Below are 23,814 nucleotides of genomic sequence, written 5' to 3' on the forward strand. Positions count from 1 at the left end.
CAATTAAACAATCATTTTCTCGATCGGGATAACCAGAATCCCCTCTGCGCCAGCCTGGCGGATCTTTTCGATATTCTCCCAGAACTCATTCTCATTGATCACCGAATGCAGCGAGCACCAGCCTTCCGTCGCCAATGGCAGGATCGTCGGGGAACGCATGCCGGGCAGGAATTGGGTGATATTCTCCACCGCTTCCACCGGGCAGTTGAGCAAAATGTATTTGTTGTTCTTCGCTACCTGCACCGATTTGATACGGAACAAAAGTTGGTCCAGCAAATCCTGCTGCACAGGCGAGAGGTGCTTGCTGGCAATCATCACAGCCTCCGAGCGGAAAATCGTCTCCACTTCTTTCAAGCCATTGCTCAGCAAAGTGCTGCCCGAGCTTACGATATCGCAAACCGCATCGGCCAGGCCAATGCTCGGCGCGATCTCCACCGACCCGCTGATTTCGTGAATGTCGGCAGTTACATTATGAGATTTAAGATATTGTTCCAGCAAACGAGGGTAAGTCGTAGCGATGCTTTTGCCTTCGAGGTCCTGCACGCCATGGTACTCCGCCTCGCGCAAAACACCGATCGACAAACGGCATTTCGAGAAACCCAGCTTGTGAACGGTGTCCACATCCTTGCAGGATTCTTCCGAAACGTTCTCCCCTACAATCCCCAGATGCGCCACGCCGTCTTCCACATAACCGGGAATATCGTCATCGCGGAGGAAAAGAATTTCCGCTGGAAAGTTCGTAGCATCGGTTTTAAGCTTACCGGCACCGTTGTCGAAACGGATGCCGCATTCTTTGATCAGCTTTAAAGAATCTTCACTAAGTCTGCCCGATTTCTGGATGGCAATTCTTAAAATATTATCATTCATAAAGTTATAGGTTGCTCACGCAGCCGTTTGTCGGTATTTAATAGGGTTATTGGTCTTCCCGGTTGAGCAAAGTTATGATATCTTCCGTTTTCAGTTTCTGCTGCTCTCCGGTTTTCATGTTTTTCAAGGTCAGCAAACCCGACTGGATTTCGTCCGAACCGATTAAAATCACAAATGGGATACTCTTACGATCGGCGTAATCCAGCTGCTTTTTCAGCTTCACCGAATCCGGGTAAATCTCCGAGTTGATGCCCGCTTTCCGGAATTTCGGCAGGATAGACAAGCCGTAGGTAAATGCCTCTTCATCGAAATTGGAGATCATTACTTTGGTACTCGTCTTCTGGCTTTCCGGGAAGAGGTTTAATTCTTCCATTACATCATAAATACGGTCCACACCGAGCGAAATGCCCACACCCGAAATACCCGGCACGCCGAATGTGCCTGTCAGGTTATCGTAGCGGCCACCGCCCGAGATGCTGCCGATCTGTACATTATTGGCCTTTACCTCGAAAATCGCGCCCGTGTAATACGAAAGCCCGCGCGCAAGCGTGACGTCGAATTCGATCTTCGCATTTTCCAGCCCCAGGATCTTCACCATCGCCCACACCTCTTCCAGCTCCTGGATACCCTTCAATGCCACTTCCGATTCGCCCAGCCAGCTTTTCAGTTCAGTGAACGGGTCCTCGTCGGCCGAGAGACTGAAAATCGGTTCGAGCTTATCGATACTATCAGAAGCAAAACCGCGTTCAAGGAGTTCCTCAACGACTTTCTCTTTCCCGATTTTATCCAATTTATCGATTGCCACACAAAGCGGCCCTTCCATCCCGTGTGCCCCGATCATGTCGGCAATGCCGGTCAGGATTTTGCGGTTATTGATCTTGACAGTGAAGTCGGTAATACCCAATGCAGGCAGGATATCATGCAAAAGCATCACGATTTCCGCCTCGCAAAGCAGCGAATCTGTCCCTACCACGTCAGCGTCGCATTGGTAAAACTCGCGGTAGCGACCTTTCTGCGGACGATCGGCGCGCCAAACGGGCTGGATCTGGTACCGTTTGAAAGGCATTGCCAAAGTACCACGGTTCATCACTACGTAGCGTGCGAACGGCACGGTGAGGTCGTAGCGCAAGCCCTTTTCAGAAATTTTGGTCGTCAGGGGTTTAGAGCCCGCCTGCCAGTCGGCATCGGTCAGTTTCCCGCTGAAATCCCCGGAATTTAATATTTTAAACAAAAGCTGATCGCCCTCTTCTCCATATTTACCCATCAGCACCGACAGGTTTTCAAAAGCGGGAGTTTCTAAGGGCAGGAAGCCGTATCGTTGGAAAGAGCGTCGGATGGTGTCGAAAATGAAAGTACGCTTTGCCATTTGCTCCGGACCAAAGTCACGGGTTCCGCGGGCAAGAGATGGTTTACTCATTATAATAATGCTATCAATTTCGGCCGTTAATGGCCTATGAGACCGTAAAGTTAGGGCAGGTTATGCAATATTTATGACTATTGCGTGCATTATTTGCGTTAAAATGCTTAATTTTGCGGCTCTTTCACAAAACAAACTTTTACAATGGGAGTTACGGAATTAAAACGTAAAGGTCGCAGAAACAAAGCAGTTGCAAACAATCGCACTGCCAAAATCAAAAACCTTCTACGCAAACCAGAAGTGCGCAATGTTGACGTTGAGGCTATCAAGGCTCAATTCGAAGCAAATAAAAAATAATCGAGCCTCTTCGGAATGTTATCCAACTAGTCCTGTCAATCTGTTTTGGTAGGGCTTTTTGCTTTTTTACCGGATTTATGTTTTCCGGAAGCAGCTTTCAGATTGACCTTCCGCAGCAGCTGGCGCATACTACGGCGCGTTTCGCGGCGGACATCGAGCAGGATACGGAAACGGAGGGCCTCCCCGAACATGATCAGGCCTCCATTGATTAATGCAAGACTATAAAGGCCTAAAACGACCCAAACCTGCGTAGGCTCGCCGATGCGCCGCTCATGCGCCGCTTCGCTGAGCACGGTAAGGCCAAAACTGAACAACAACAAGCCTAGTGGAGCAAGAATCATCCATTTCGTGCGTGTCGACATTCTTTTTATCAGTCGCTTACCAGGTGGTTTCGGGTCAATCGAGGGGATCATTTATTCAGGCTATTCGATGTTATGATCCTAAAATTATTAATTTTTAGTTAATTGGTTTAATGAAATCCATCATTAGTTTAGTTCTGCGCTACATTCCGCGTCCCTACCTCCAACTTGTCGGACATTGGGCAGCGCGGGGACTCAGCATCTTCTATATCGGCAACAACGTGGAGTGCCCGGTCTGCAACAGCCAATACCGCAAGTTCCTGCCCTATGGCCGCAATACATCGAGCCGTGAGAATGCGCTCTGCCCGAGCTGCCTCTCCCTCGAACGCCACCGCCTGATGGCGCTGTATATGAAGCGCAAAACCAATTTCTATACGGCTAATCTCAAAGTGCTGCACGTAGCGCCGGAATACTGTTTTATCGACCGTTTCGAGCAGATGAAGAACCTGGATTACATTACTGCCGACATCGAATCGCCCCTTGCAAAGGTTAAGATGGACATTCACCAGATCCCTTTTGAGGACAATACCTTTGACGTGGCTATCTGTAACCACGTGATGGAGCACGTCGACGATTACATTCTCGCCATGAGCGAATTGCACCGTGTCCTGAAACCGGGCGGCTGGGCATTGATCCAATCCCCGCAGGACATGAAATACGAAGTAACCTACGAAGACCCGACGATCACCGATCCGAAGGAACGCGAAAAGCATTTCCTCCAAAACGACCACCTGCGCCTTTTCGGCCGCAACTACGGCCGCGAACTGGAAAAAGGCGGTTTCAAAGTAACCGAGGACCGGTTTGTCATGGACGAATTAACGAAAGCAGAAGTGCAGCGGTATTCGTTGCCGGGGGAAGAGATTGTGTACTTCTGTCAGAAATGAGTTTATGAGTTAAGAGTTTATGAGTTAAGAGTTTATGAGTTAAAAGTTTATGAGTTAAGAGTTAAAAGAGGCAGTTTCCACCCCGGAAACTGCCTCTTTTACTTATGGTTAACTAGTAAACTCTCTCTTTAAACTCGTCACTCTAAACTCATAAACTCTTTCACGAAGGATACTCGATCGCCGCTCCCGTCTCGCGGTGTGATTTGTTTTCCCAAAGCCGCTTCCAGCCTTCCTGTACAAAGCCGATCCCGTAACCGAAAAGCTGGACAAATGCAGCGCCGATGCTCAGAAATGCCACTTCTACGCTCTTCGTTTTACGTAAGGCATCAATGAACAGCAATGCCACGTAAATGCCGAGAAACCATAATCCGATGTAAAAGAACGGCTTGAATAGGAAATACCACAACGGGATACTGCAGACGCCCAGCGTAAACAGTAACGGGAACGTATGCACGAGTTTCAGCTCGTCGGGATAGTAGCGGGCGATGTTGATGCGCGCGCGGCCGAAGAATTTCAGCTGCCGGAAAAACGCCCCGAACTGCGTACGACGTTTATGGTAAATAAAAGCCTCGGGAATTAATGCTGATTTGAATCCCAACCGCAGCGCCGCAATACTGAACAGGATATCCTCTCCCATCCGGCTCGTCAAAAACCCTCCCGTGCGCTCCCACACCTTACGCGAGAGGCCCATGTTGAAGCTCCTCGGATGAAATGTGCCGCCCATATTGTTCTTCTTGCCACGAATACCACCAGTGGTAAATACCGAGGTCATCGAGTAACTAATGGCTTTCTGAATGGGCGTAAAAGAAGGATGATCGGTATCCGGCCCGCCGTAAAGGTCTACATAATCCGTATTCAGGCGGTTTTCGACAATGGACAGGTAATTTGGCTCAATAAGCGCGTCCGAATCCAGCAATATGAAGTAATCGCCCACAGCGCGCTCGAAACCATGGTTGCGCGCGAAGCCCTGGCCGCCGTTTTCTTTGTAGTGGTAATGGATGTCGAGCCTGTCAGCGAAAGATTTCACCACGCCATCCGCTTTGATTTTCGAACCATCTTCCACGATTACCACCTCGAAATTTTTGTACGTCTGCTGTGCAAGACACGCCAGAAGCTCTTCCAGCTCATCAGGGCGGTTGTAGACAGGAATGATGATCGAGTAGCGACGCATCTGCTAATGATTGAATGTTCCGCCGTGGAACGGGGAATGATTGAATAAACGGACAATTGAATGCCGCTAGGCATTCAATATTGGTAGCAAACAAACACAAAACCTCATTCGGAAATGCCCTTTGGGCATGCAACAACAAAACCTAAGCGTTGTCCAACGGAATTGTTGTTGCATCCCTAACGGGATTTTGGAACTACTTAACCTCTCAATGCTACCAATGTCACACCGCTACGCGATTAGGCTGTTATCTCTATCAATGCCTCTTCATTCGCCGCGATAATCCTATCCAAATGCACATCTGTCAACGCAGTCGACAGGAACATCGCTTCAAACTGGCTTGGGCCCATGTAAATCCCGCGGTTCAGCATCGCGTGGAAGTATTTACCAAAAAGCGGCAGATCCGAAGATTTCGCTGATGGAAAATCGGTCACTGCATTCGGTGTGAAAAACAGCGTATACATCGAACCAATCTGGTTCAATGTGTATTTCAAACCTAACTTTTCCATCGAACCTCTGAAACCAGCTGCGAGCTTGCTACCCGCATTTTCAAGCTGTGTATAAACTTCCGGATGCTCGTTTAAGTAGGTCAGCATGGTATAACCTGCCGCCATGGCAATCGGGTTACCGGAAAGCGTTCCGGCCTGGTAAACCGGACCGGCAGGAGACACGTAATTCATGATCTCCGCTTTGCCGCCATAGGCCCCGACAGGCATTCCTCCACCTATTATTTTTCCTAACGTTGTTAAATCCGGTGTAATTCCGAATCTTTCCTGCGCTCCGCCCTTCGAAAGCCGGAAGCCAGTCATGACTTCATCCAGGATCAAAACAATGCCTTCTTCATCGCAAATGCGACGTAATCCCTGTAAAAAGCCTTCTTTGGGCAACACACAACCCATATTACCTACAACCGGTTCGAGGATCAGCGCAGCGATCTGGCCTCTGTTGGCATCGACCAATTGCTGAACGGCTTCGAGGTCGTTGTAAGGGGCTGTTAACGTGTCATTGGCCACACCTTTGGTCACACCCGGGCTGTCGGGCGTACCGAATGTTACTGCACCGCTGCCGGCGGCGATCAGGAAGCTGTCGCCGTGACCGTGATAGCAGCCTTCAAACTTGATGATCTTGTCGCGACCCGTATACCCACGCGCCACGCGTATGGCCGACATCGTCGCCTCCGTACCCGAGTTTACCATCCGGACCTTTTCGATGGAAGGTACCATCGAAACGATCAGCTCCGCAATCTCCACTTCCCTGCGCGTAGGTGCACCGAAAGAGAACGAATGCTGGATAGCATCGGAAACAGCCTTCTGGATCAGCTCATGCGCGTGCCCGAGGATCATCGGCCCCCAGGAGTTGATCAGCTCGATGTATTCGTTGCCGTCTTCGTCGTAAATGTATGGCCCTTTGGCCGACTTGATAAATATCGGATTACCGCCTACCGCGCGGAATGCGCGTACGGGCGAGTTCACACCACCCGGAATATAGTTTTGTGCTTTTTCGAAAAGTTGCTGACTTGTGGAAGTATTCATTCTGTTAAAAAAGGTTGGTATTATCTGTCTACCGGCACCCATTTGGAACCGCTGTATTTCAAGACAGGTGTAATCTGGTTTTCATTCGCTTTGGTATAATCAAAGCCGGAGAGCAGGTATTCCTCACTACCGAATTTCCGCGATTGCAGCCCGGAAGGAAGTTTATCCTTGTATTTGGAAAGCATTCGGGCAAAGAAAAGCAGCTGGTCGTAGCCCTGGTAGGAATACACCGAAGGGAATGTGCTGGTTTTGTTATAATAATTCTTCTGGAACTGGCGGATCGTCTCCTTTTCACGGTCCACGTAATCGGCATCGATCAATGTCAGCCGCGCACCGTAACGCGATAATCTGGCCTGCTGGGCATTGAAGCTCGTCGAAGTGGCGATCACCGGCAGCGTATTCAACTTCCGGCCGTTCAGAACTTCGATCAGGTTCCCGCCCGACTCCCCGTCAGAAGAAAACAAGGCAATATGTGCCGGTTTATTGGTCTCAAATGAAGGTATTTTGCTTTCGAGCGACTCCCGGTCTGGCTGAATGTGGGTGATGGACATTACCTTCCCTCCCCTGGCCTTCCATTCGGCGGCATAAGAAGCGGCCATGACGGAGTCTTTGGCGGTGTTCCCGTAGTAAATCACGGTATTAAGGCCCGGTGAAAGCGTACGCATCCACTGTGCCGCTTTCTGGGTCTGGTAACTAATGGAAGGGTGTCCGAGATAGATGTTTCGATTTTTCAACAAAGCGCCGTCGGTTGAAAGCGGGTTCAGCATGATGGCATTGCTTCCCGAAACGAAATCGGCCGCCACATCGAAAGTCCCGGCGTACAACGGCCCGATCACCATGTCCGAAAGCTGGAAGTTCTTGTTATCCGCAATAGCCTCCATGCTTTTGGCATCGTTGCTAACGTCGTAAGCCCATAGGTTAACAGTGATTCCTTCCATCTGAAGCTGTTCTTTCGCGACAGTCAGGCCCAGGTAATAGTCGTAAGCAAACTGGTTCGAACGGCGTTTGGAAGTATGGAACTCGTCCAGCCGGAACGGCAGCAATACCGCCACATCCAGGTAGCCCTTCGTCCATTGCGTATCCGACTTCGGCGTGCTGCGTTTCGGTGCCTCCTCTACCTTTTCATTTTTGCGGAATTTGAATTGCTTGTCCAGCTGCTCGGCGTAGGCCAGGTCGCCTTGCGCAGGCATGCGTGCCGACTGGATAGATTGGTACACCATCAATGCAATGTCCCGGTCGCTGGGATATGCCTTTTGCAGTTCTTTCAGTTTCAGGAAATCTTTGATAGCACCCAAATGGTACTGCTTCAATGCCTGCACATCCTTATTCAGGGAAGATTCCTTGATACGGGCCAGTTGATCGAGGCCGTCGTTGATCTGTCCATTGGCAAGGCTTACCGCACCCAGCAGGTAATACACATCATTGATCTTATTCCAACCGGGATACCGGCTTTGCAATTGTAATAGCATCGGTTTAGCGTCCTTGTAGCGTTTCAGCTGGTAGGCGCTCAATGCATAATAGTAATGCGCATAGGGCGAATAAGCTGTTTTCGCATTCACGCTCGTCATGGGATAGAACTTCTCCATCGCCATGGCGTATTTACCTTGTTTGTAATCTGCCAGGGCCGACCGGTACCTGCTTTCCGCCTGGGCAGTGCCCTGCCCGAATGACGGCTGATAGAAGCCGATATGAACTGTCAAAATCAAAAAAAAGATAACTCTCATCAGGATTTCGGGGTCAAGATTGTGCTGATTTCCGGACTGCAAAAATCAGCCCAAAATGGAAAAAAACGGGCAATATCCCAACTGGAACATTGCCCTTTATTATTACGATCTGAAAAACCTTTTATTTCTTTTTGGTCTTTTTCTCTAATTCAGCCTGCTTCTTTTTCGCCTCTTCCGCAGCCTGCAACGACTTTTCAAGATACTTCTGGAATTTGTTCTGCTTCTTCTCACCCGTTGCGTTTTTCTTGCGGTTCTCTTCGAGGATGTTTTTGATTTTATCCTCATTTACGAAGCGCTTGATGAGCAGCTGTTGCGCGATCGTCACGATGTTTGAAACAAAGTAATAGAACGTCAAACCAGCCGGGAAAGAGTTCAGGATGAACATGAACATCAGCGGCATCACGTAGCCCAGCGCCTTCATGTTTACAGGACCAGGTTGCGTAGGCGTATTCTGGTTGTTATAGTAAGCATAACCAATGCTGGAAGCCGTCATCAGGATCGTGAACAAGCTGATGTGGTTGCCGATGCCGAAAGGCACATTGAATGGCAGCTTGAAGAACGAGTCGTACGTCGAAAGGTCACTTGCCCACAAGAACGATTGCTGGCGCAGTTCGATCAGGTTCGGGAAAAGGAAGAAGAGCGAGAACAGGATCGGCATGGTGGCCAGTACCGGTACGCAACCGCTCAGCGGGCTCACGCCTACCTGCTGGTAAAGCTTCATTTGCTCCTGCTGCTGCTTCGCCATGTCGTCTTTGTTCTGCTCGCGGATCTGTTCCAGTTCAGGCGCCAGGATACGCATTTTAGCCATGCTGATATATGATTTGTAAGTCAGCGGCGTCAGCAATGTTTTAACAAACAATACGAGGAGAATAATCAGCAAGCCATAGTTACTTACAAATCCTTCGATCAGGTTGAAAAGCGGAACGAGGAAAAACTTGTTGATCGGTTTCAGGAATGCGTAACCGAGGTACACGTTCTGGTCGAAGTTCTCCGCTTTTACTTTATCGACAATGTGGTATTCGTTGGGGCCGAGGTAAAACTGGAAGTTCGCCTCCCCTTTCTGAACAGCGGCCGTCGGGATACCCGCGAAGATATTCATGTTTTTCACGATCACCGAGTCTTCCACGTTGACGTTCGCACGCATGGTAACGTTCGTGAGCGGCTGTTTTTCGGCGATCAGACCGGCCAGGAAGTACTTATGTTTAATGGTAAACCATTTAACCGGATCAGCCGTTTTTTCCTCTTCATTCGCAGTGGGGCTGGTAGGAAGGCTTTTCAGTTCATCCGTGTAGTAGTTAACGGTAACCACCTCACGGTTTTTCTTCATATCGTTTTCCAGTTGCAGCAGGTCGTTGTCCCAATGGAACTCCACCGACTTATTGGCTGGCAACGCACCATTCGCTTTGATACCGTAATCGATTACATAACCGCTGCCGCGTACGACGTAAGTCTGTTCTACCGTCTGGTTGTTTTTCAGCGTTGTGCGATAAGTAATTACCGCGGAATCCTTCTCAGCCAATGTAAGGTCCTGCGCGTCGGTACTGAAAGTCTGGTTTGTCAGTCTCACATCCCCGGTTTGCGTCGGCAAATCGATCTGGAAATTGTTGTGATTTTCGGCAATCAGGTAAAGTGGTTTCTGATCGTAGGTTTTGTAGTTTTTCAACATTACCTCTTTCATTACCCCACCCTTGTTGGTGAAAACCACGCGGGCGTCCTTTGTTTCGATTACCAGGTCCTTTTGAGGAACAACAGTAGAATCAACTGATTGTGAGGAGTTTTTGGTAGTATCCGAAGTGACAGACGCGGGCTTGGCAGCTGCCTTCTTCACCTCCGCTACCGGCGTGGGTTCCACAGGTTTCGGAACCAGTACCTGGTAGCCTATCAGCATCAGCATGATCAAGACCAGGCCGATTACAAAATTTTTATCCATTATTTACTTTAAATTGTTGAAATAACATACCGCTTGTAAGGCGGCAAAGGTAACAAGTTTTTTCGCTTAACAGGCCTTAAAATGTGATCAGTGGGAAACCGGAGTCAGCACTCCTACCGATCTTTTCTGCGTTGAATAGGCCAACGCGGCAGCCACAAAATTCACAAAGATCGGGTGCGGGTTCATCACCGTGCTTTTCAGCTCAGGGTGGAACTGTACGCCAATATAGAACGGGTGCGAAGGCATCTCCACCATTTCAACCAAATTATTGTCAGGATTGATACCGGTAGCCACCAGGCCTTTTTCATCGAATTCTTTGAGATACTTGTTGTTAAACTCGTAGCGGTGACGGTGGCGTTCGCTGATATTGGTCTTGCCGTAGATTTTGTGGGCTAATGTGTCCTTTTTAATCCGGCACGGATAAGCACCCAAACGCATCGTACCTCCCTTATTTGAAACGTCTTTCTGATCTTTCATCAGGTGGATCACCGGGTGGGAAGTGGTCGCATCCATTTCAACCGAATGCGCATTCTCCCAGCCGATCACGTTGCGTGCGTACTCGATCACGGCCATTTGCATACCCAGACAGATCCCGAAGAAAGGAATGTTGTTCTCGCGAACATACTGGATCGCGGCGATCTTGCCTTCGATACCCCGCTCGCCGAAGCCCGGAGCTACCAGTACGCCGTCCAGGTTTTCCAGTTTTTCAACCGCATTTTCGGCGGTAAGGCTTTCGGAGTGGATCCATTCGATATTCACTTTGCATTCGTTGGCCGCACCCGCATGGATAAACGACTCCACGATCGACTTATAAGCATCGTGCAACTCCACATATTTACCAACCAATCCGATGCGTACCGAATCGATCGGGTTTTTCAATCTCGAAAGGAATGTCTTCCATGATTCCAGGTCCACATCCTTATCATTATAAATGTCGAGCATATATAATGCACGCTGGTCGAGACGCTCTTTCAGCATCAGCAAAGGCACCGCGTAGATTGTATCGGCATCCATCGCTTCGATCACCGAGTTCACCTGTACGTTACAGAACAGCGCGATTTTCTTACGGATGTCGTAAGGCAGCGGATGCTCGGTGCGGCACACGAGGATATCCGGCTGAATACCCGATTCCTGCAACATTCTTACAGAGTGCTGCGTCGGCTTGGTTTTCAGCTCACCGGCGGAGTTCAGGTAAGGGATCAACGTAAGGTGGATCACGAGCGTGTCCTGCTCATCCATTTCGAATTTCACCTGACGAACCGCTTCCAGGAACGGCAGGGACTCGATATCACCTACGCAACCACCAATTTCCGTAATCACAATATCGTAATCGCCGGACTGGCCCAGCAACAGCATGTTTCTTTTCAGCTCGTCGGTAATGTGCGGAACCACCTGTACGGTTTTTCCCAAAAAGTCGCCGCGACGTTCGGCGGTAATAACGTTGTGGTAGATACGCCCTGTTGTGACGTTGTTTGCCTGTGAAGTGCGAACGTTCAGGAAACGTTCATAATGCCCCAGGTCGAGATCCGTTTCGGCCCCATCGTCCGTTACGTAGCATTCACCGTGTTCGTAAGGGTTCATCGTGCCCGGATCGATGTTCAGATACGGGTCGAATTTTTGGATTGTGACTGAGAGACCTCTCGCTTGTAGTAATTTAGCTAGTGATGAGGCAATGATTCCCTTGCCAAGTGAAGATGTAACACCGCCCGTAACGAAAATGTACTTAGCGGTCTTTCGTGCTTTGGAAGCCATAAGACTTTGCTGTTTTTCTATGATTACGGGATACAAAGATACAGGATTATTAGAAGAATCTAAGCGGGGCCTGTTTAAATATTTGGTTGAAAAACAGTAATACCCTGGAAGTCTGACGGGTTACCAAATGTAATTTTTTCCTGCCTCAAACGCTGTAATCGCACTTTTTCCCCATAAGTAAGTGACTTAACACCTTCATAAAATGGGCAAAATTCCATTTAAAAAAAGTGTATTGAAAAATTTATATTCCCGAACGCCGCACTCCTCCCGCACGTTTCCCGTCAATTCTCTTCTATAACATATAAAATAAGGTTGCGGCGGGCCTTTCCAGAATTTAAATTTCTATTTTGCATTTATTCCAAACCTTTATCATCTCCATACAAATGATCAGAAAGTTACTGTTCCTTCCTGCATTGCTATTTTGCGGCGCCACAGTTTGGGCGCAAACATCGTCCGATCCGAAGAAACCGCTCAACATTATCGTATTCGGTGCCCACCCCGACGACTGCGACCTGGGAGCGGGCGGTGTGGCTTCCATTTACTCGTCGATGGGCCACAAAGTCAAATTCGTTTCGATGACCAACGGCGACAAAGGCCACCAGGATATTGGTGGCGGAGAATTGGCTAATCGCCGCTACAAGGAAGCACAGGAAGCTGCACGCCGCTGGGGAATCCAATACGACATTCTCGACAACCATGACGGTGAGCTCTTCCCAACCCTCGAAAACCGGCTCGCGGTGATTCGCAAAATCCGCGAATGGAACGCGGACGTGGTCATTGCCCCACGTACAAACGATTACCACCCCGATCACCGCAATACGGGCGTGGTGGTGCAGGATGCGGCGTACCTGGTAATTGTACCCAATATTTTAAGCAGCGTCCCACCGCTCACCAAGAACCCGGTTTTCCTTTATTTCCGCGACCGTTTTCAAAGGCCTAACCCGTTCCGTCCCGATATCGCGATCGATATCACCGAAAATCTTGCTAAAAAAGTGGATGGACTCGACGCACACGTTTCCCAATTTTATGAGTGGCTCCCTTGGACAAATGGCGATCTTGCTAATGTTCCCAAGGATGTAGTGGAACGTAAAAAATGGCTGCTCACATCAATGGAAAAACGCTCTTCCGTGAACCCTGAAATCAAAGCTTCACTGGAAAAATGGTACGGCACAGAGAAGGCCGAGAAGGTGAAATATGTGGAAGTTTTCGAGATCACGGAGTACGGAAAACAACCATCTCCGGAAGAGGTAAGGAGGCTGTTTCCGATGCTGCCGCGGTAATAATTTCGAATGACCGAATGATTGAATGACTGAATAGTTTTTATTCAATCATTCAGTCATTCAGTCATTCAATCATTAGGATATTTCCGGGAACCCCTCAAAGCCACAAGTAACCAATATCCACAAATCAGTTTACTCTTACTACGATAACCTGTCTTTGAAGCTTTCATACCCGTAAGACCGTACGAGTTGAAATTTTTGGTCAGCTTTCCATATCCCGATGGAAGGTAAATTAACACCGTTAAATGTTGTAGTCTTTACCATGGTGTAATGGATCATATCCTCAAATATGATTTTATCGCCAATTTCAAGCGGCTTATCGAACGAATAGTCGCCCATGTAGTCACCTGCGAGGCAGGTCATTCCACCTAACCTGTAAGTCGGCTTACCAGCCACCGGCTCCTGGTGCGCGCCACGAATGACGGGCTTGTAGGGCATCTCTAATGTGTCGGGCATATGGGCCGCGAACGAGGTATCCAGGATGGCCACGTCGATACCCTGGCTGTCGAGCACATCGAGCACAGTCGTGTACAATATTCCGGTGCGCCAGGCGATCGCTGAGCCTGGTTCCAGGATGACTTCCAGATTGTACTTTTCCTTGATAGTACTAACTAACTTTATTAGCTTACCAATATCATATCCCTCTCTCGTCATCAGGTGACCGCCGCCCATGTTCAGCCATTTGGCCTGGTGCAGCAAATCGCCGAACTTTTCCTCTAATGCGGCGAGTGTACGCTCCAGAGTGTCACTGCCATTTTCGCAGAGCGTATGAAAGTGAATGCCGTCGATCCCTGCGGGAAGCTCGTCGGGTAGCTTGTCGCGCGTAACGCCCAGGCGTGAGCCCGGCACGCACGGATTATACATGTCTGTGGCTACCTCCGAGTACTGCGGGTTCACACGTATACCGCACGAAAGGGTCTTGTCCGGGTTGGCGGCCTTGTAGGCCTCTACCCTTCCCTGGAACCGCTCCCATTGGCTCAGCGAATTGAAAGTAATATGGCTGCTGCGCTGCATAATCTCGCCAAACTCGCCGTCGAGGTACGCGGGCATGTACGTGTGCGACTGGTAGCCCATAAAATCATTGATCAGCTTCACCTCGTTGAGCGAACTGGCCGTAGCGCCCGAGAGGTATTCCTTCACGATGGGGAATGCACTGTACATGGAAAAGCCTTTGAGCGCGAGGATAATCTGGCATCCCGCCGCCTTCTGGACCGAGTCGATCAGTTCGAGGTTTTTGCGAAGCAGCTCCTCTTCCAATATGAAACAAGGGGACGGAATTTCTTTAAAATCGATAGCCATTTGCTATAAATGAGTGTTTGTAGAATCTTCTTGCATGCAATGATTGCATAATTTTGTACACAAAACTATAAGTTTGAGTTTCCAAATCATGACCATTTTTCACACAGCCCCGATAGCCCGCCTATGTCCTTCCTTGTTTTAGATATCGAAATGACCGGGCCGGAGCCTGGCTGGAACGAGATTATCCAGATCGGTGCCGAGTTTTTTGACGACAACTGGCGGTCGCTCGGAACCTACCTGCAAAATGTATATCCGGAAAACGAAGAGGCATTTTCGGTCAAATCGGAAGAGGTACACGGCCTCTCGCTCGACGACCTCGAAGACGCACCGATGATTTACGACGTGCTCCCCGAATTCGAAAAATGGATTAAAAAACTCAACGTCGGCAAACCCAGCCTCGCTAATGTGGTGATTTGCGGCCAGAGCGTGATCAACGATATCAACTTCCTGCGTTTCGCCTACCGCAACGAGAAAATGAAGTGGGGCTTCTCCAACAAGCAGCTCGACCTCCACACTGTTTCCTATTTGTTTTTCCAAATCCTCGAAAAAAACGGCAAGCAAGTGCCCCGTTCGCTGAGCCTCGGTTCCGTGGCAAGCTATTTTGGGTTCGAGCGGGAGGAAGAAACGCACAATGCATTGGAAGACGCCCGCCTTACCGCCAAGTGCTTTAAAGAATTTTTCAAGCTCATCGACCACGTCAAGCTCATATGATCGATTACAACCCCAAAGAGTGGTTCCGTTACATTTTCTATTTCCAGAAGGCCGACACCGTGCGCAAACTCGCGCCGATGATCCTCACGATGGCGGCCTATTCCAGCATTGTCGCATACATTATTATTATACACTTTAAGATCACCGAGAACAACGACCTCAAAAACATCTCGCTCATGCACTCGCTGCTGGGTTTTGTGATTTCGATGCTACTCGTGTTCCGGACCAATACCGCTTATGATCGCTGGTGGGAAGGCCGCAAGCAATGGGGCTCGCTTGTGAACGGCAGCCGTAACCTGGCATTAAAACTGGCGGCGCTGATCGGCCCGGAACATGCGGCCGAGCGCGAATTTTTTACCAAGATGATCCCGAACTACGCATTCGCATTGAAAAACCATTTGCGGAACACCTACATTTCGGAGGAGTTCGATGATTCGGCGCTGTATAAGAAATCGGCATTGATCGCGACGGATCACGTGCCCAACCAGATCGCCGCCGCATTGTTTGCCAAAGTGATCGAGCTGCAAAGAAAAGGCGCATTACTGCCCGAGCATACCATTATCCTGAACCATGAGCTGGAAGGCTTTACGAATATCTGCGGTGCTTGTGAGCGGATCAAGAACACCCCTATTCCACTGTCTTACAGTTCGTTTATCAAAAAATTCATCTTTATCTACTGCCTTACGCTGCCGATCGGGTACGTGTTCAGCCTGCATTTCCTCGTCATTCCGTTTGTGATGTTCGTGTTTTACATCCTCGCCAGCCTTGAAGTAATCGCCGAGGAAATCGAGGACCCGTTTGGCGACGATAGCAACGACCTGCCCATGGAGCGCATCTGCAAAGGCATTCACACAACGACGCGCGCATTGCTCAAATAGCCCTGAAATCCCGGAATCATTAGAAACTAATTAGAAACTGATTAAAATCTAAAATTTTTCCGGGATTTTCACAGGTTCTTATTTTAAAGAGATTTCCACCTTCACCCATTTTTTTACAAAAATCGGCTTCCCGCATATCCTGATTTTTACACTCTCTTCATTTTCACTTAACATTGGCGCGTAATAACATCCTGTTTCCGAAAAAAACGCAATTTTTCGAGTTATTAGAGCATTTGGGAATGCCTCGTTCTGTTGGTAATTTCAATTCAACCCCTTCACCATGAAAGGGGCTGATTAGTGAGAATAAACGATTACCAACATGAAAAAAAACACATTTTTAATCGCCATATTATTTGTCGGACTATTCGCCGTCGCGACCAACGCGCAGTCGATCGTAGACCCGGGCATTTCGGTTTATAACTACAAACATCCCAACAAAGCGGCGCAGGCCAAGGCTGCCGGCAACGACCAGAAAACGATACGTGTTGCCAATATGAGGACCATCGAGCGCTTCGGCAAGTATCAGACCAAGTATGCAAGCACTACGCCCAAATATGCGCCACGGCCTGCCGCGCTCGTTATTACGCGCGAGTACAAGCCCGAAGGAGTGGAAATCAACCCGCTCACCTCGCCGAGAAACTACAAAACCCCCGCTATCAGTGTGAGCAAAGACACGGCGCAAATGGCTGAATATTATAATAGTCCGGATAAGGTTTATCCGACGCAAGATTAACCATTGTATAATTGCGGAAAACGCTGGCTTCGATGAGGCTGGCGTTTTTTTATTCCAAAATCGATCCAAATAATTATTAAAAAGTTCAAATTAAGGCAATTAGGAATTTTTTTGGCTTTTTTTGTCTGTTTTGAACGACCCGTTTTTTCTCCTTTAAAAAACTAAATTCTTTCCGATAAGAATGCTAACTCGCTGAAAAATAATTTCATACATGATTGAATTTTATAATTCAATGTTTGAAATCGATATGAATTCTAAAAAAGCTTGCGGGTAATTTTGAAACAAATCCTTATAACCTGTTTCTTAATTAACCAAGTGATGAATCCTAAACCACTCATTTTTGCTGCATTTCTTGCATGCTCCGCGAGCCTCGGCCATGCAACACGGGCACAAAGCATTTCCGATCCCGGCATTTCAACCCACAATTACAAACATCCCCACAAAGCGGCGGCGGCGCCGAAGGCCAGGCTGGTTGTCGAATCCTCTGATCCGGCGCTCGCAGCGCGCTTCGCCGCGTTCAATGTCGGCCGCCCGGTAAGCGACGCGACGCCCAAATATGCGACGCGCGAGGTACGGTTCGTCGTGTTCACGCGCCAGCGCAAACAGCGGAATGTGATCAACCCGCTCGTTTCGACCCACAACTATAAAACCGGTAATGGTGTACATGCGATCAAGCCCATTCAGGAACCCGAATGGATCTGCGGTACGATTTAATTATAACAAATTGCTGCCCATTACCAGGCCGGTGCCCATGCACCGGCTTTTCCCGTCGAAGGGCCGAAAAGTGGTTTAACCACGAAATTTTAGGACGATACCTGGCGTCACGCCTATTTAATTAATTTTTAACCCACTGGCTTTGTAGCCGATATTTGAATTTCATAATTTCAGCTCATGATACCGAATGAGACCGTAGCGCATTTCTACCAGACGCACCCTGCTGCGAAAGGGCTAAAAGGTCCGGACAAAGCGACCGGGGATGAAGGTCATTTCAACGTCTTCTCCCGCGTGTTCTGCAATAAATACACTTCCTATGCGAGAAGGGACTTCTACAAGATCTCACTCATACTCGGGAAAGGGAAAATTACCTACGGCAACCAGGAGATCGAGATCAACCGTAATGCGCTGGTTTTCTTCAACCGCAACGTGCCTTACTCCTGGCAGGCTCAATCGGAAGAACAATCGGGATATTTCTGCTTGTTTACCGACCAATTTCTGAGTACGATCAGCCGCTCCCCGACCGTTTCCAACTGCCCTATCCATCGCACCGACTCCATTCCGGTGTATTTCATCAACGAAGAGCAGCAGGAATACCTGCTCAGCATCTTCGGTAAAATGCAGGCGGATATCGAGTCGAATTACGTGCATAAGTACGACCTCATGCGCAACTACGTGAATGTGCTCGCGCACGAGGCCATGAAAATGCAACCTTCGGAGCTCAGCGATGTGCACGTGAATGGCTCGGCAAAGCTGTCGTCGCAATTCCACGAACTGCTCGAACGCCAGTTCCCGATCGAATCCCCTGAGCATAAGCTCAAACTGAAAACGGCCAAAGACTACGCCACCAGGCTCGGCGTACATGTGAACCACCTCAACCGGGCATTGAAAGAAATCACCGGAAAAACTACCACCGAACATATTATCGACCGCGTACTGGCGCAATCCAAGGTCATGCTCAGGCATTCGAACTGGAGCGTCGCCGAGATTGCGTTCTGCCTCGGTTTTGAGTATCCTGCCTACTTCAATAACCTTTTCAAGAAACAAATAGGTACTACCCCCAAATCCTACCGCGTTCACGAACGCTAGGGATGTTTGAATTTTATAAGATATTGTTTGAAAGTAATAAACATTGCCACAGGGCGTCGGATTACCTTTGCGAAGCAATCCGACGGGCCTGGCGGATCACCGCTGACCACCGCTGTGGCGGACCACCGCTGTGGCGGACCACCGCAGTGGCGGACCACCGCTGTGGCAGCAAATCCTTTGACCCCACACACTCGCCCCGGTTCAGTTGCCATATAATTCTGAATGCAAATGACATCGAAGAAGTATTTCCCCTCCCTGTTTCTGACCCTCTCGCTGGTCGGAGCCGGTGAAAAACTGAGTGCCCAAACGCTTACAATGCAACAAGCCGTAGAGACGGCGGTCTCCAACTACGGAAGCATTAAAGCGAAAAACAGCTACCTCAGCGCCTCCAAGGCGACGGTCCTTCAAAGCAAAAAGGAATATCTTCCCAACCTCAACCTTCAGGCACAGCAGGACTACGGTACCATAAACGGCCAGAACGGTCCGCTCTACGGCCTCGGGCTTACGGTAGCTTCCTCGGGTCTGCCCCTGCCGCATCAGAACTGGAATTCCGCATTCGGGGCGCTGTACCTGACTAACGTCAACTGGGATTTCTTCGCGTTCGGCCGTGCCCGGGAGCGTATCAATGTGGCGCAGTCGGCCGTGAACCGCGACCAGGCCGACCTGGAACAGGAGCAATTCCAGCATAGCGTACGCGTAGCGGCCGCCTACCTGAACCTCCTTGCCGCCCAGCGCCTGATCCGTTCCTGGGAAAACAACCTCGAACGCGCCAATGCGTTGAAAACCGTGGTGGTAACCCGCGCCAAAAACGGGCTGATCCCGGGCGTCGACTCGTCATTAGCCAATGCCGAAGTGTCCAACGCGAAGATCAGCATTACACAGGCAAGGGATTTTGAGCAGGAACAAGCCAACACCCTGGCCAGGCTGATGGGCATTACCGACCAGCGGTTTCAGCTGGATACGATGATTCTCACCCGCATGCCGCGTACGATCGCCGATTCGGCGGGAAAGACCGAAAACCACCCGCTGTTGAAATTTTATGCCAACCGTATTGCCGTCAGCGAGCAGCAGGCCAAATACTTCCATACACTCGGAATGCCGACCTTTTCGCTATTCGGCGTGTTTCAGGGGCGCGGCGCGGGGTTCTCATCGAGCTATGCGAGCGACCAGACGGCCTATACCCACAATTACTTCGAAGGTATCAAGCCTGTCAGGGCCAATTACCTGCTTGGTATCGGTGCGACCTGGAATATGACAAGCATATTGCGCATACGCCAGCAGGTAATGTCTCAAAAGTTTGTTTCCAACGCATTGAAAGAGGAATATGACCTGGCCGATCAGCAATTGAAAAACCAGCTCATTCTCTCGGAAACGAAGATCAGCAATGCGATTGCGAACTACCGCGAGGCGCCCGTGCAGGTACAATCGGCATCCGACGCCTATTTGCAGAAAAGTGTTCTGTATAAAAACGGCCTCAGCAATATCGTGGACATGACGCAGGCGCTATATGTACTCAACCGCGCCGAAACCAGCCGTGACATCGCCGCAACCAATATCTGGCAGGCAGTATTGCTCAAAGCCGCGGCGAATGGCGACATCGGCGTATTTCTGAACCAGTAACCTTAATGAGGTTGAAAATGGTCAGAGTTGGTCATTTATAGTCAGGGATTGTCAGACGTAGTCAGGAGTTGTCAAGAGTAGTCAGGTTTTGTCAGGAGTAGTCAGCGACAATGCATTGTGTATGAACGATTTTTTTTCTCTCAATATTACGCTTACCATAACCACTCCTGACAATAAATGACAACACCTGACTATACCTGACCACAAATGACAACACCTGACCACACCTGACAATATCGCTCATCAATAAAGTATTACCGTTACAACTTACATTTAAGTAACATGGATTTAATACGTTTTGCATTACGTAAACCGATCACCATCATGGTGATAGTAGCCGGTTTATTCTTTTTCGGTATCGATGCGGTGCGGAAGATTAAGGTCGATATTTTCCCGAAACTGGACTTGCCGGTGATGTACATCGCGCACCCGTTCGGTGGGTACACACCCGACCAGATGGAGACCTTCTTCGCCAAACAATACATCAATATCCTCCTGTATGTCAATGGTATCAAGAGTATTGAAACCAAGAACATCCAGGGCCTTACCCTGATGAAGGTGAACTTCTACCCGGGTACCAACATGGCGCAAGCCTCGGCAGAGCTCAGTGCATTCACCAACCGTGCACAGGCCATCTTCCCGCCGGGCTCCAACCCGCCATTCATCATCCGCTTCGACGCGTCGACATTGCCGGTGGGCCAGCTCGTACTGAGTTCCGAAAAACGCAGTAACAATGAACTGCTCGATCTCGCGAACGTGTACGTACGCTCGACCTTTACCTCGATTCCCGGTCTGGTTTCCGCACCTCCGTTCGGTGGTAACATTCGTACGGTCGTGATCAAGGCCGATCCCGAGCTGCTGCGTGCCCATAACCTCACGCCCGACCAGCTGGTGGAAGCATTGCGCGTGAATAACCAGACCGCCCCTTCCGGTAACGTGCGCATTGGCGATAAGAACTATATTACCCCTACCAACACGACCATTCACACGGTTAAAGAATTTGAAAATATCCCGCTCTTTAAAGGCGGTGTACAGAACCTCTACCTCCGCGATGTGGCGACGGTGGAAGACGGCGCCGATATTACCTCCGGCTACGGGCTCGTGAACGGCAAGCGTTCGGTGTATTTGAGTATTGCCAAAAGCGCCGACGCCTCGACATGGGAAGTGGTACAAAACCTGAAAAAGGCAATTCCGCGTATTCAGAATACATTGCCGGAAGATGTGAAGGTGAGCTACGAGTTCGACCAGTCGACTTACGTGATGAACTCCGTGATGAGCTTGCTGACGGAAGGCGCCATTGGGGCGATCCTGACCGGGCTTATGGTACTCCTCTTCCTCGGCGACCCGCGCGGGGCGTTAATCGTGATCCTGACGATCCCGACGTCCATTATCTCCGGCGTTTTGTTCCTGAACTTGTTCGGGCAGACGATCAACATTATGACGTTGAGCGGGTTAGCGCTTGCGATCGGTATCCTTGTCGATGAAAGTACGGTGACGATCGAGAATATCCACCAGCATTTTGATATGGGCAAACCCAAGGCGCTCGCGATCTGGGATGCCTGTAAGGAAATCGCATTCCCCAAGTTGCTGATCCTGTTCTGTATCCTGGCGGTGTTCGCGCCGGCATTTACCATGGGCGGTATTCCGGGGTCGTTGTTCCTTCCGCTGGCATTGGCTATCGGTTTCAGCATGATCGTTTCGTACTTCCTGGCCCAGACATTCGTGCCGGTAATGGCCAACTGGATCATGAAGGTGAAGCACCATAAAAAAGCCGACGGCTCGGAAATGACCGATGCCGAAGAGTTTGCCGCATCGGGCCTCAGCAAAGATCCCGATTCGCAGAAGGAAGCATTGATCCACCGCGCGGATGCGGATCAGAACGGCAAAATCAGCCCGTTTGAGCGTATCCGGGCACGTTTTATGCGCTTCATCAACCGGGTGATGCCTTTCCGCAAACCCATAGTGGCCGCATACCTGATCATCACCACGGCTTTGGCCGCATTTTTGTTAAGCCATATTGGAAAGGATGTTTTGCCCAAAGTAAACGGCAGCCAGTTCCAGGTGCGCCTGCGGGCCCCCGAGGGTACGCGTATGGAGCGTACGGAGGAGAAGACGTTGAAAACGATCGATATTATCAAGAAAATCGTGGGGCCGCAGAATGTGTCGGTAACCTCGGCCTATGTCGGTCAACACCCTTCATTGTTCTCGGTAAACCCAATTTACCTGTTTATGGCAGGGCCACAGGAAGCGGTTTTGCAGGTGGGTTTGCATGAAGAGTTTCATACAAACCTGGATGAACTGAAAGAGAAGATCCGCAAAGAAGTAAAGCAGGTGATCCCGGACCTGACTATGTCTTTCGAACCCATTGAACTGACTGACAAGATCCTCAGCCAGGGCTCTCCTACGCCGATCGAGGTGCGGATGTCGGGACGCGATAAGAAGCAGAACGAACAATATGCACAGAAAGTAATTGCGAAATTGAAGGAAATCAGCTATTTGCGTGATATTCAATTAGGCCAATCGAACAAATACCCGGCCATTAAAATTGAAGTCGACCGCATGCGAGCGGCGCAATTGGGTGTGGACATGAACGATGTTTCGAGATCACTCATCGCTTCGACGTCTTCGTCGCGCTATACCGACAAGAATATCTGGGTGGACGAAAAAGGCGGTTTCAGTTACGCGGTACAGGTACAGATTCCGGAAAGTAAAATGAACAGTGTCCAGGAAATGACTGAAATCCCGCTGCTCCGAAACGCAAACCGTCCGGTACTGGGCGATATCGCGACCATTACGCCCGACACGACTTATGGTGAAAATGACAACCTCGGCGCAATGCCGGTACTTTCGGTAACTGCGAACCTGAATAATACCGACCTCGGTGTAGCGCAAGCCGATGTCAGAAAAGCATTGGCCTCCCTCGGTGAGCTGCCACGCGGACTGACCGTCGAACTGGTGGGTCTGAGCCAGACATTGACGGACACCCTGGACAGCCTCCAAAACGGTCTGATCGTAGCCATTGTCGTGATATTCCTCATGCTGGCGGCTAACTTCCAATCGTTTAAAGTATCGGCGATCGTACTGGCGACGGTACCGGCCGTAATCCTGGGCTCACTTGCATTGCTGATGGTAACAGGCTCCACATTGAACCTTCAAAGCTACATGGGCATTATCATGTCGGTGGGGGTATCGATTTCGAATGCCGTGCTATTGATTACCAATGCCGAGCAGCTGCGCAAGCACAGCGGCAATGCCATTGAAGCTGCGAAAGAATCGGCCGGCCTCCGCCTCCGTCCTATCGTTATGACGGCCGTGGCAATGGTGGTGGGTATGATCCCGATGGCTAGCGGGCTTGGTGAAGCGGGTGACCAGTCTTCACCGCTGGGCCGGGCGGTAATCGGCGGGCTGATCGCCTCGACATTCGCTGCATTGTTCATTCTCCCGCTTGTATTCGCATGGGGACAGGGCAAGGCATCGACGCAAAGCGTTTCCCTCGACCCCGAGGATGAAGAAAGCAAGTATTATGTTCCAATGACCCGTTAATCACAACATCGAACCTA

19 protein-coding genes are annotated in these 23,814 nt (G+C 49.7%); 10 read left to right on the forward strand and 9 right to left on the reverse strand.

The window, feature by feature from the left end:
* Positions 1 to 3: 3 nt before the first annotated feature.
* Positions 4 to 867 (reverse strand): ATP phosphoribosyltransferase, encoded by an 864-nt coding sequence (gene hisG, locus J7619_RS08740; RefSeq protein ID WP_291197031.1) that lies wholly within the window; start codon positions 865 to 867, stop codon positions 4 to 6.
* Between the two features lie 46 nt (positions 868 to 913).
* On the reverse strand, positions 914 to 2,284 hold the full coding sequence (gene hisS / locus J7619_RS08745; protein WP_291197033.1) for a histidine--tRNA ligase: 1,371 nt from the start codon (positions 2,282 to 2,284) through the stop codon (positions 914 to 916).
* A 144-nt stretch (positions 2,285 to 2,428) separates the two neighbouring features.
* Between hisS and J7619_RS08750 the strand changes: the two genes are divergently transcribed.
* A complete protein-coding gene (locus tag J7619_RS08750) occupies positions 2,429 to 2,581 on the forward strand; it encodes a hypothetical protein (RefSeq protein WP_015810647.1) in 153 nt (50 codons plus the stop codon).
* A 35-nt stretch (positions 2,582 to 2,616) separates the two neighbouring features.
* On the opposite strand, the gene J7619_RS08755 is transcribed toward J7619_RS08750, so the two are convergent.
* Positions 2,617 to 2,943: a hypothetical protein gene (locus tag J7619_RS08755; protein WP_291197035.1), complete on the reverse strand. Its 327-nt coding sequence runs from the start codon at positions 2,941 to 2,943 to the stop codon at positions 2,617 to 2,619.
* A gap of 110 nt (positions 2,944 to 3,053) precedes the next feature.
* Between J7619_RS08755 and J7619_RS08760 the strand changes: the two genes are divergently transcribed.
* The gene (locus tag J7619_RS08760) at positions 3,054 to 3,824 is read left to right on the forward strand and encodes a class I SAM-dependent methyltransferase (RefSeq protein WP_291197036.1); all 771 of its coding nucleotides are present in this window, start codon (positions 3,054 to 3,056) and stop codon (positions 3,822 to 3,824) included.
* Between the two features lie 160 nt (positions 3,825 to 3,984).
* Here J7619_RS08760 and J7619_RS08765 read toward each other — a convergent pair whose 3' ends face one another.
* The 5 genes from J7619_RS08765 to J7619_RS08785 form a co-directional block, all read right to left on the reverse strand.
* Positions 3,985 to 4,995, reverse strand: a complete 1,011-nt coding sequence (locus J7619_RS08765; protein WP_291197038.1) for a glycosyltransferase family 2 protein — start codon at positions 4,993 to 4,995, stop codon at positions 3,985 to 3,987.
* A 236-nt stretch (positions 4,996 to 5,231) separates the two neighbouring features.
* Positions 5,232 to 6,524 carry a glutamate-1-semialdehyde 2,1-aminomutase gene (gene hemL, locus J7619_RS08770; protein WP_291197040.1) on the reverse strand — a complete coding sequence of 431 codons (1,293 nt, stop codon included), beginning with the start codon at positions 6,522 to 6,524 and terminating at the stop codon, positions 5,232 to 5,234.
* Between the two features lie 20 nt (positions 6,525 to 6,544).
* On the reverse strand, positions 6,545 to 8,248 hold the full coding sequence (locus J7619_RS08775) for an ABC transporter substrate-binding protein (protein WP_291197041.1): 1,704 nt from the start codon (positions 8,246 to 8,248) through the stop codon (positions 6,545 to 6,547).
* A gap of 121 nt (positions 8,249 to 8,369) precedes the next feature.
* Positions 8,370 to 10,178 carry a membrane protein insertase YidC gene (yidC, locus tag J7619_RS08780; RefSeq protein ID WP_291197042.1) on the reverse strand — a complete coding sequence of 603 codons (1,809 nt, stop codon included), beginning with the start codon at positions 10,176 to 10,178 and terminating at the stop codon, positions 8,370 to 8,372.
* Positions 10,179 to 10,265: 87 nt separating this feature from the next.
* Positions 10,266 to 11,930 (reverse strand): CTP synthase, encoded by a 1,665-nt coding sequence (locus tag J7619_RS08785; protein WP_291197043.1) that lies wholly within the window; start codon positions 11,928 to 11,930, stop codon positions 10,266 to 10,268.
* Between the two features lie 383 nt (positions 11,931 to 12,313).
* On the opposite strand from J7619_RS08785, the gene J7619_RS08790 reads away from it, so the two are divergent.
* Entirely contained in the window at positions 12,314 to 13,210 is an 897-nt protein-coding gene (locus J7619_RS08790) for a PIG-L deacetylase family protein (protein WP_291197044.1), read from the forward strand.
* Between the two features lie 141 nt (positions 13,211 to 13,351).
* On the opposite strand, the gene nspC is transcribed toward J7619_RS08790, so the two are convergent.
* Positions 13,352 to 14,509, reverse strand: coding sequence for a carboxynorspermidine decarboxylase (gene nspC / locus J7619_RS08795; protein ID WP_291197046.1), 1,158 nt, complete (start codon positions 14,507 to 14,509; stop codon positions 13,352 to 13,354).
* 123 nt (positions 14,510 to 14,632) lie between these two features.
* On the opposite strand from nspC, the gene J7619_RS08800 reads away from it, so the two are divergent.
* From J7619_RS08800 to J7619_RS08830, 7 genes are all read left to right on the forward strand, one after another.
* The gene (locus J7619_RS08800; protein ID WP_223408939.1) at positions 14,633 to 15,220 is read left to right on the forward strand and encodes a 3'-5' exonuclease; all 588 of its coding nucleotides are present in this window, start codon (positions 14,633 to 14,635) and stop codon (positions 15,218 to 15,220) included.
* On the forward strand, positions 15,217 to 16,098 hold the full coding sequence (locus J7619_RS08805; protein WP_291197049.1) for a bestrophin family protein: 882 nt from the start codon (positions 15,217 to 15,219) through the stop codon (positions 16,096 to 16,098). The genes J7619_RS08800 and J7619_RS08805 overlap by 4 nt, the downstream gene beginning before the upstream one ends.
* Before the next feature lie 319 nt (positions 16,099 to 16,417).
* Complete coding sequence (locus J7619_RS08810; protein WP_291197051.1) at positions 16,418 to 16,831, forward strand: hypothetical protein; 414 nt, start codon at positions 16,418 to 16,420, stop codon at positions 16,829 to 16,831.
* A 318-nt stretch (positions 16,832 to 17,149) separates the two neighbouring features.
* Positions 17,150 to 17,545, forward strand: coding sequence for a hypothetical protein (locus J7619_RS08815; protein ID WP_291197053.1), 396 nt, complete (start codon positions 17,150 to 17,152; stop codon positions 17,543 to 17,545).
* A 177-nt stretch (positions 17,546 to 17,722) separates the two neighbouring features.
* Positions 17,723 to 18,634: an AraC family transcriptional regulator gene (locus J7619_RS08820; protein ID WP_291197054.1), complete on the forward strand. Its 912-nt coding sequence runs from the start codon at positions 17,723 to 17,725 to the stop codon at positions 18,632 to 18,634.
* A gap of 228 nt (positions 18,635 to 18,862) precedes the next feature.
* Positions 18,863 to 20,254 carry a TolC family protein gene (locus tag J7619_RS08825; protein ID WP_291197056.1) on the forward strand — a complete coding sequence of 464 codons (1,392 nt, stop codon included), beginning with the start codon at positions 18,863 to 18,865 and terminating at the stop codon, positions 20,252 to 20,254.
* A 282-nt stretch (positions 20,255 to 20,536) separates the two neighbouring features.
* Positions 20,537 to 23,797 carry an efflux RND transporter permease subunit gene (locus J7619_RS08830; protein WP_291197058.1) on the forward strand — a complete coding sequence of 1,087 codons (3,261 nt, stop codon included), beginning with the start codon at positions 20,537 to 20,539 and terminating at the stop codon, positions 23,795 to 23,797.
* Positions 23,798 to 23,814 lie beyond the last annotated feature (17 nt).

This window comes from Dyadobacter sp., from assembly GCF_017744695.1.
Lineage (GTDB): Bacteria > Bacteroidota > Bacteroidia > Cytophagales > Spirosomataceae > Dyadobacter.

Coding starts and splice junctions, on each gene's coding strand:
- J7619_RS08765 (WP_291197038.1), bottom strand. CDS start 4,995: ATGCGTCGCTACTCGATCATCATTCCTGTCTACAACCGCCCTGATGAG.
- hisG (WP_291197031.1), bottom strand. CDS start 867: ATGAATGATAATATTTTAAGAATTGCCATCCAGAAATCGGGCAGACTT.
- J7619_RS08825 (WP_291197056.1), top strand. CDS start 18,863: ATGACATCGAAGAAGTATTTCCCCTCCCTGTTTCTGACCCTCTCGCTG.
- J7619_RS08755 (WP_291197035.1), bottom strand. CDS start 2,943: ATGTCGACACGCACGAAATGGATGATTCTTGCTCCACTAGGCTTGTTG.
- J7619_RS08800 (WP_223408939.1), top strand. CDS start 14,633: ATGTCCTTCCTTGTTTTAGATATCGAAATGACCGGGCCGGAGCCTGGC.
- J7619_RS08750 (WP_015810647.1), top strand. CDS start 2,429: ATGGGAGTTACGGAATTAAAACGTAAAGGTCGCAGAAACAAAGCAGTT.
- hisS (WP_291197033.1), bottom strand. CDS start 2,284: ATGAGTAAACCATCTCTTGCCCGCGGAACCCGTGACTTTGGTCCGGAG.
- yidC (WP_291197042.1), bottom strand. CDS start 10,178: ATGGATAAAAATTTTGTAATCGGCCTGGTCTTGATCATGCTGATGCTG.
- nspC (WP_291197046.1), bottom strand. CDS start 14,509: ATGGCTATCGATTTTAAAGAAATTCCGTCCCCTTGTTTCATATTGGAA.
- J7619_RS08810 (WP_291197051.1), top strand. CDS start 16,418: ATGAAAAAAAACACATTTTTAATCGCCATATTATTTGTCGGACTATTC.
- J7619_RS08785 (WP_291197043.1), bottom strand. CDS start 11,930: ATGGCTTCCAAAGCACGAAAGACCGCTAAGTACATTTTCGTTACGGGC.
- J7619_RS08820 (WP_291197054.1), top strand. CDS start 17,723: ATGATACCGAATGAGACCGTAGCGCATTTCTACCAGACGCACCCTGCT.
- J7619_RS08805 (WP_291197049.1), top strand. CDS start 15,217: ATGATCGATTACAACCCCAAAGAGTGGTTCCGTTACATTTTCTATTTC.
- hemL (WP_291197040.1), bottom strand. CDS start 6,524: ATGAATACTTCCACAAGTCAGCAACTTTTCGAAAAAGCACAAAACTAT.
- J7619_RS08815 (WP_291197053.1), top strand. CDS start 17,150: ATGAATCCTAAACCACTCATTTTTGCTGCATTTCTTGCATGCTCCGCG.
- J7619_RS08775 (WP_291197041.1), bottom strand. CDS start 8,248: ATGAGAGTTATCTTTTTTTTGATTTTGACAGTTCATATCGGCTTCTAT.
- J7619_RS08760 (WP_291197036.1), top strand. CDS start 3,054: ATGAAATCCATCATTAGTTTAGTTCTGCGCTACATTCCGCGTCCCTAC.
- J7619_RS08830 (WP_291197058.1), top strand. CDS start 20,537: ATGGATTTAATACGTTTTGCATTACGTAAACCGATCACCATCATGGTG.
- J7619_RS08790 (WP_291197044.1), top strand. CDS start 12,314: ATGATCAGAAAGTTACTGTTCCTTCCTGCATTGCTATTTTGCGGCGCC.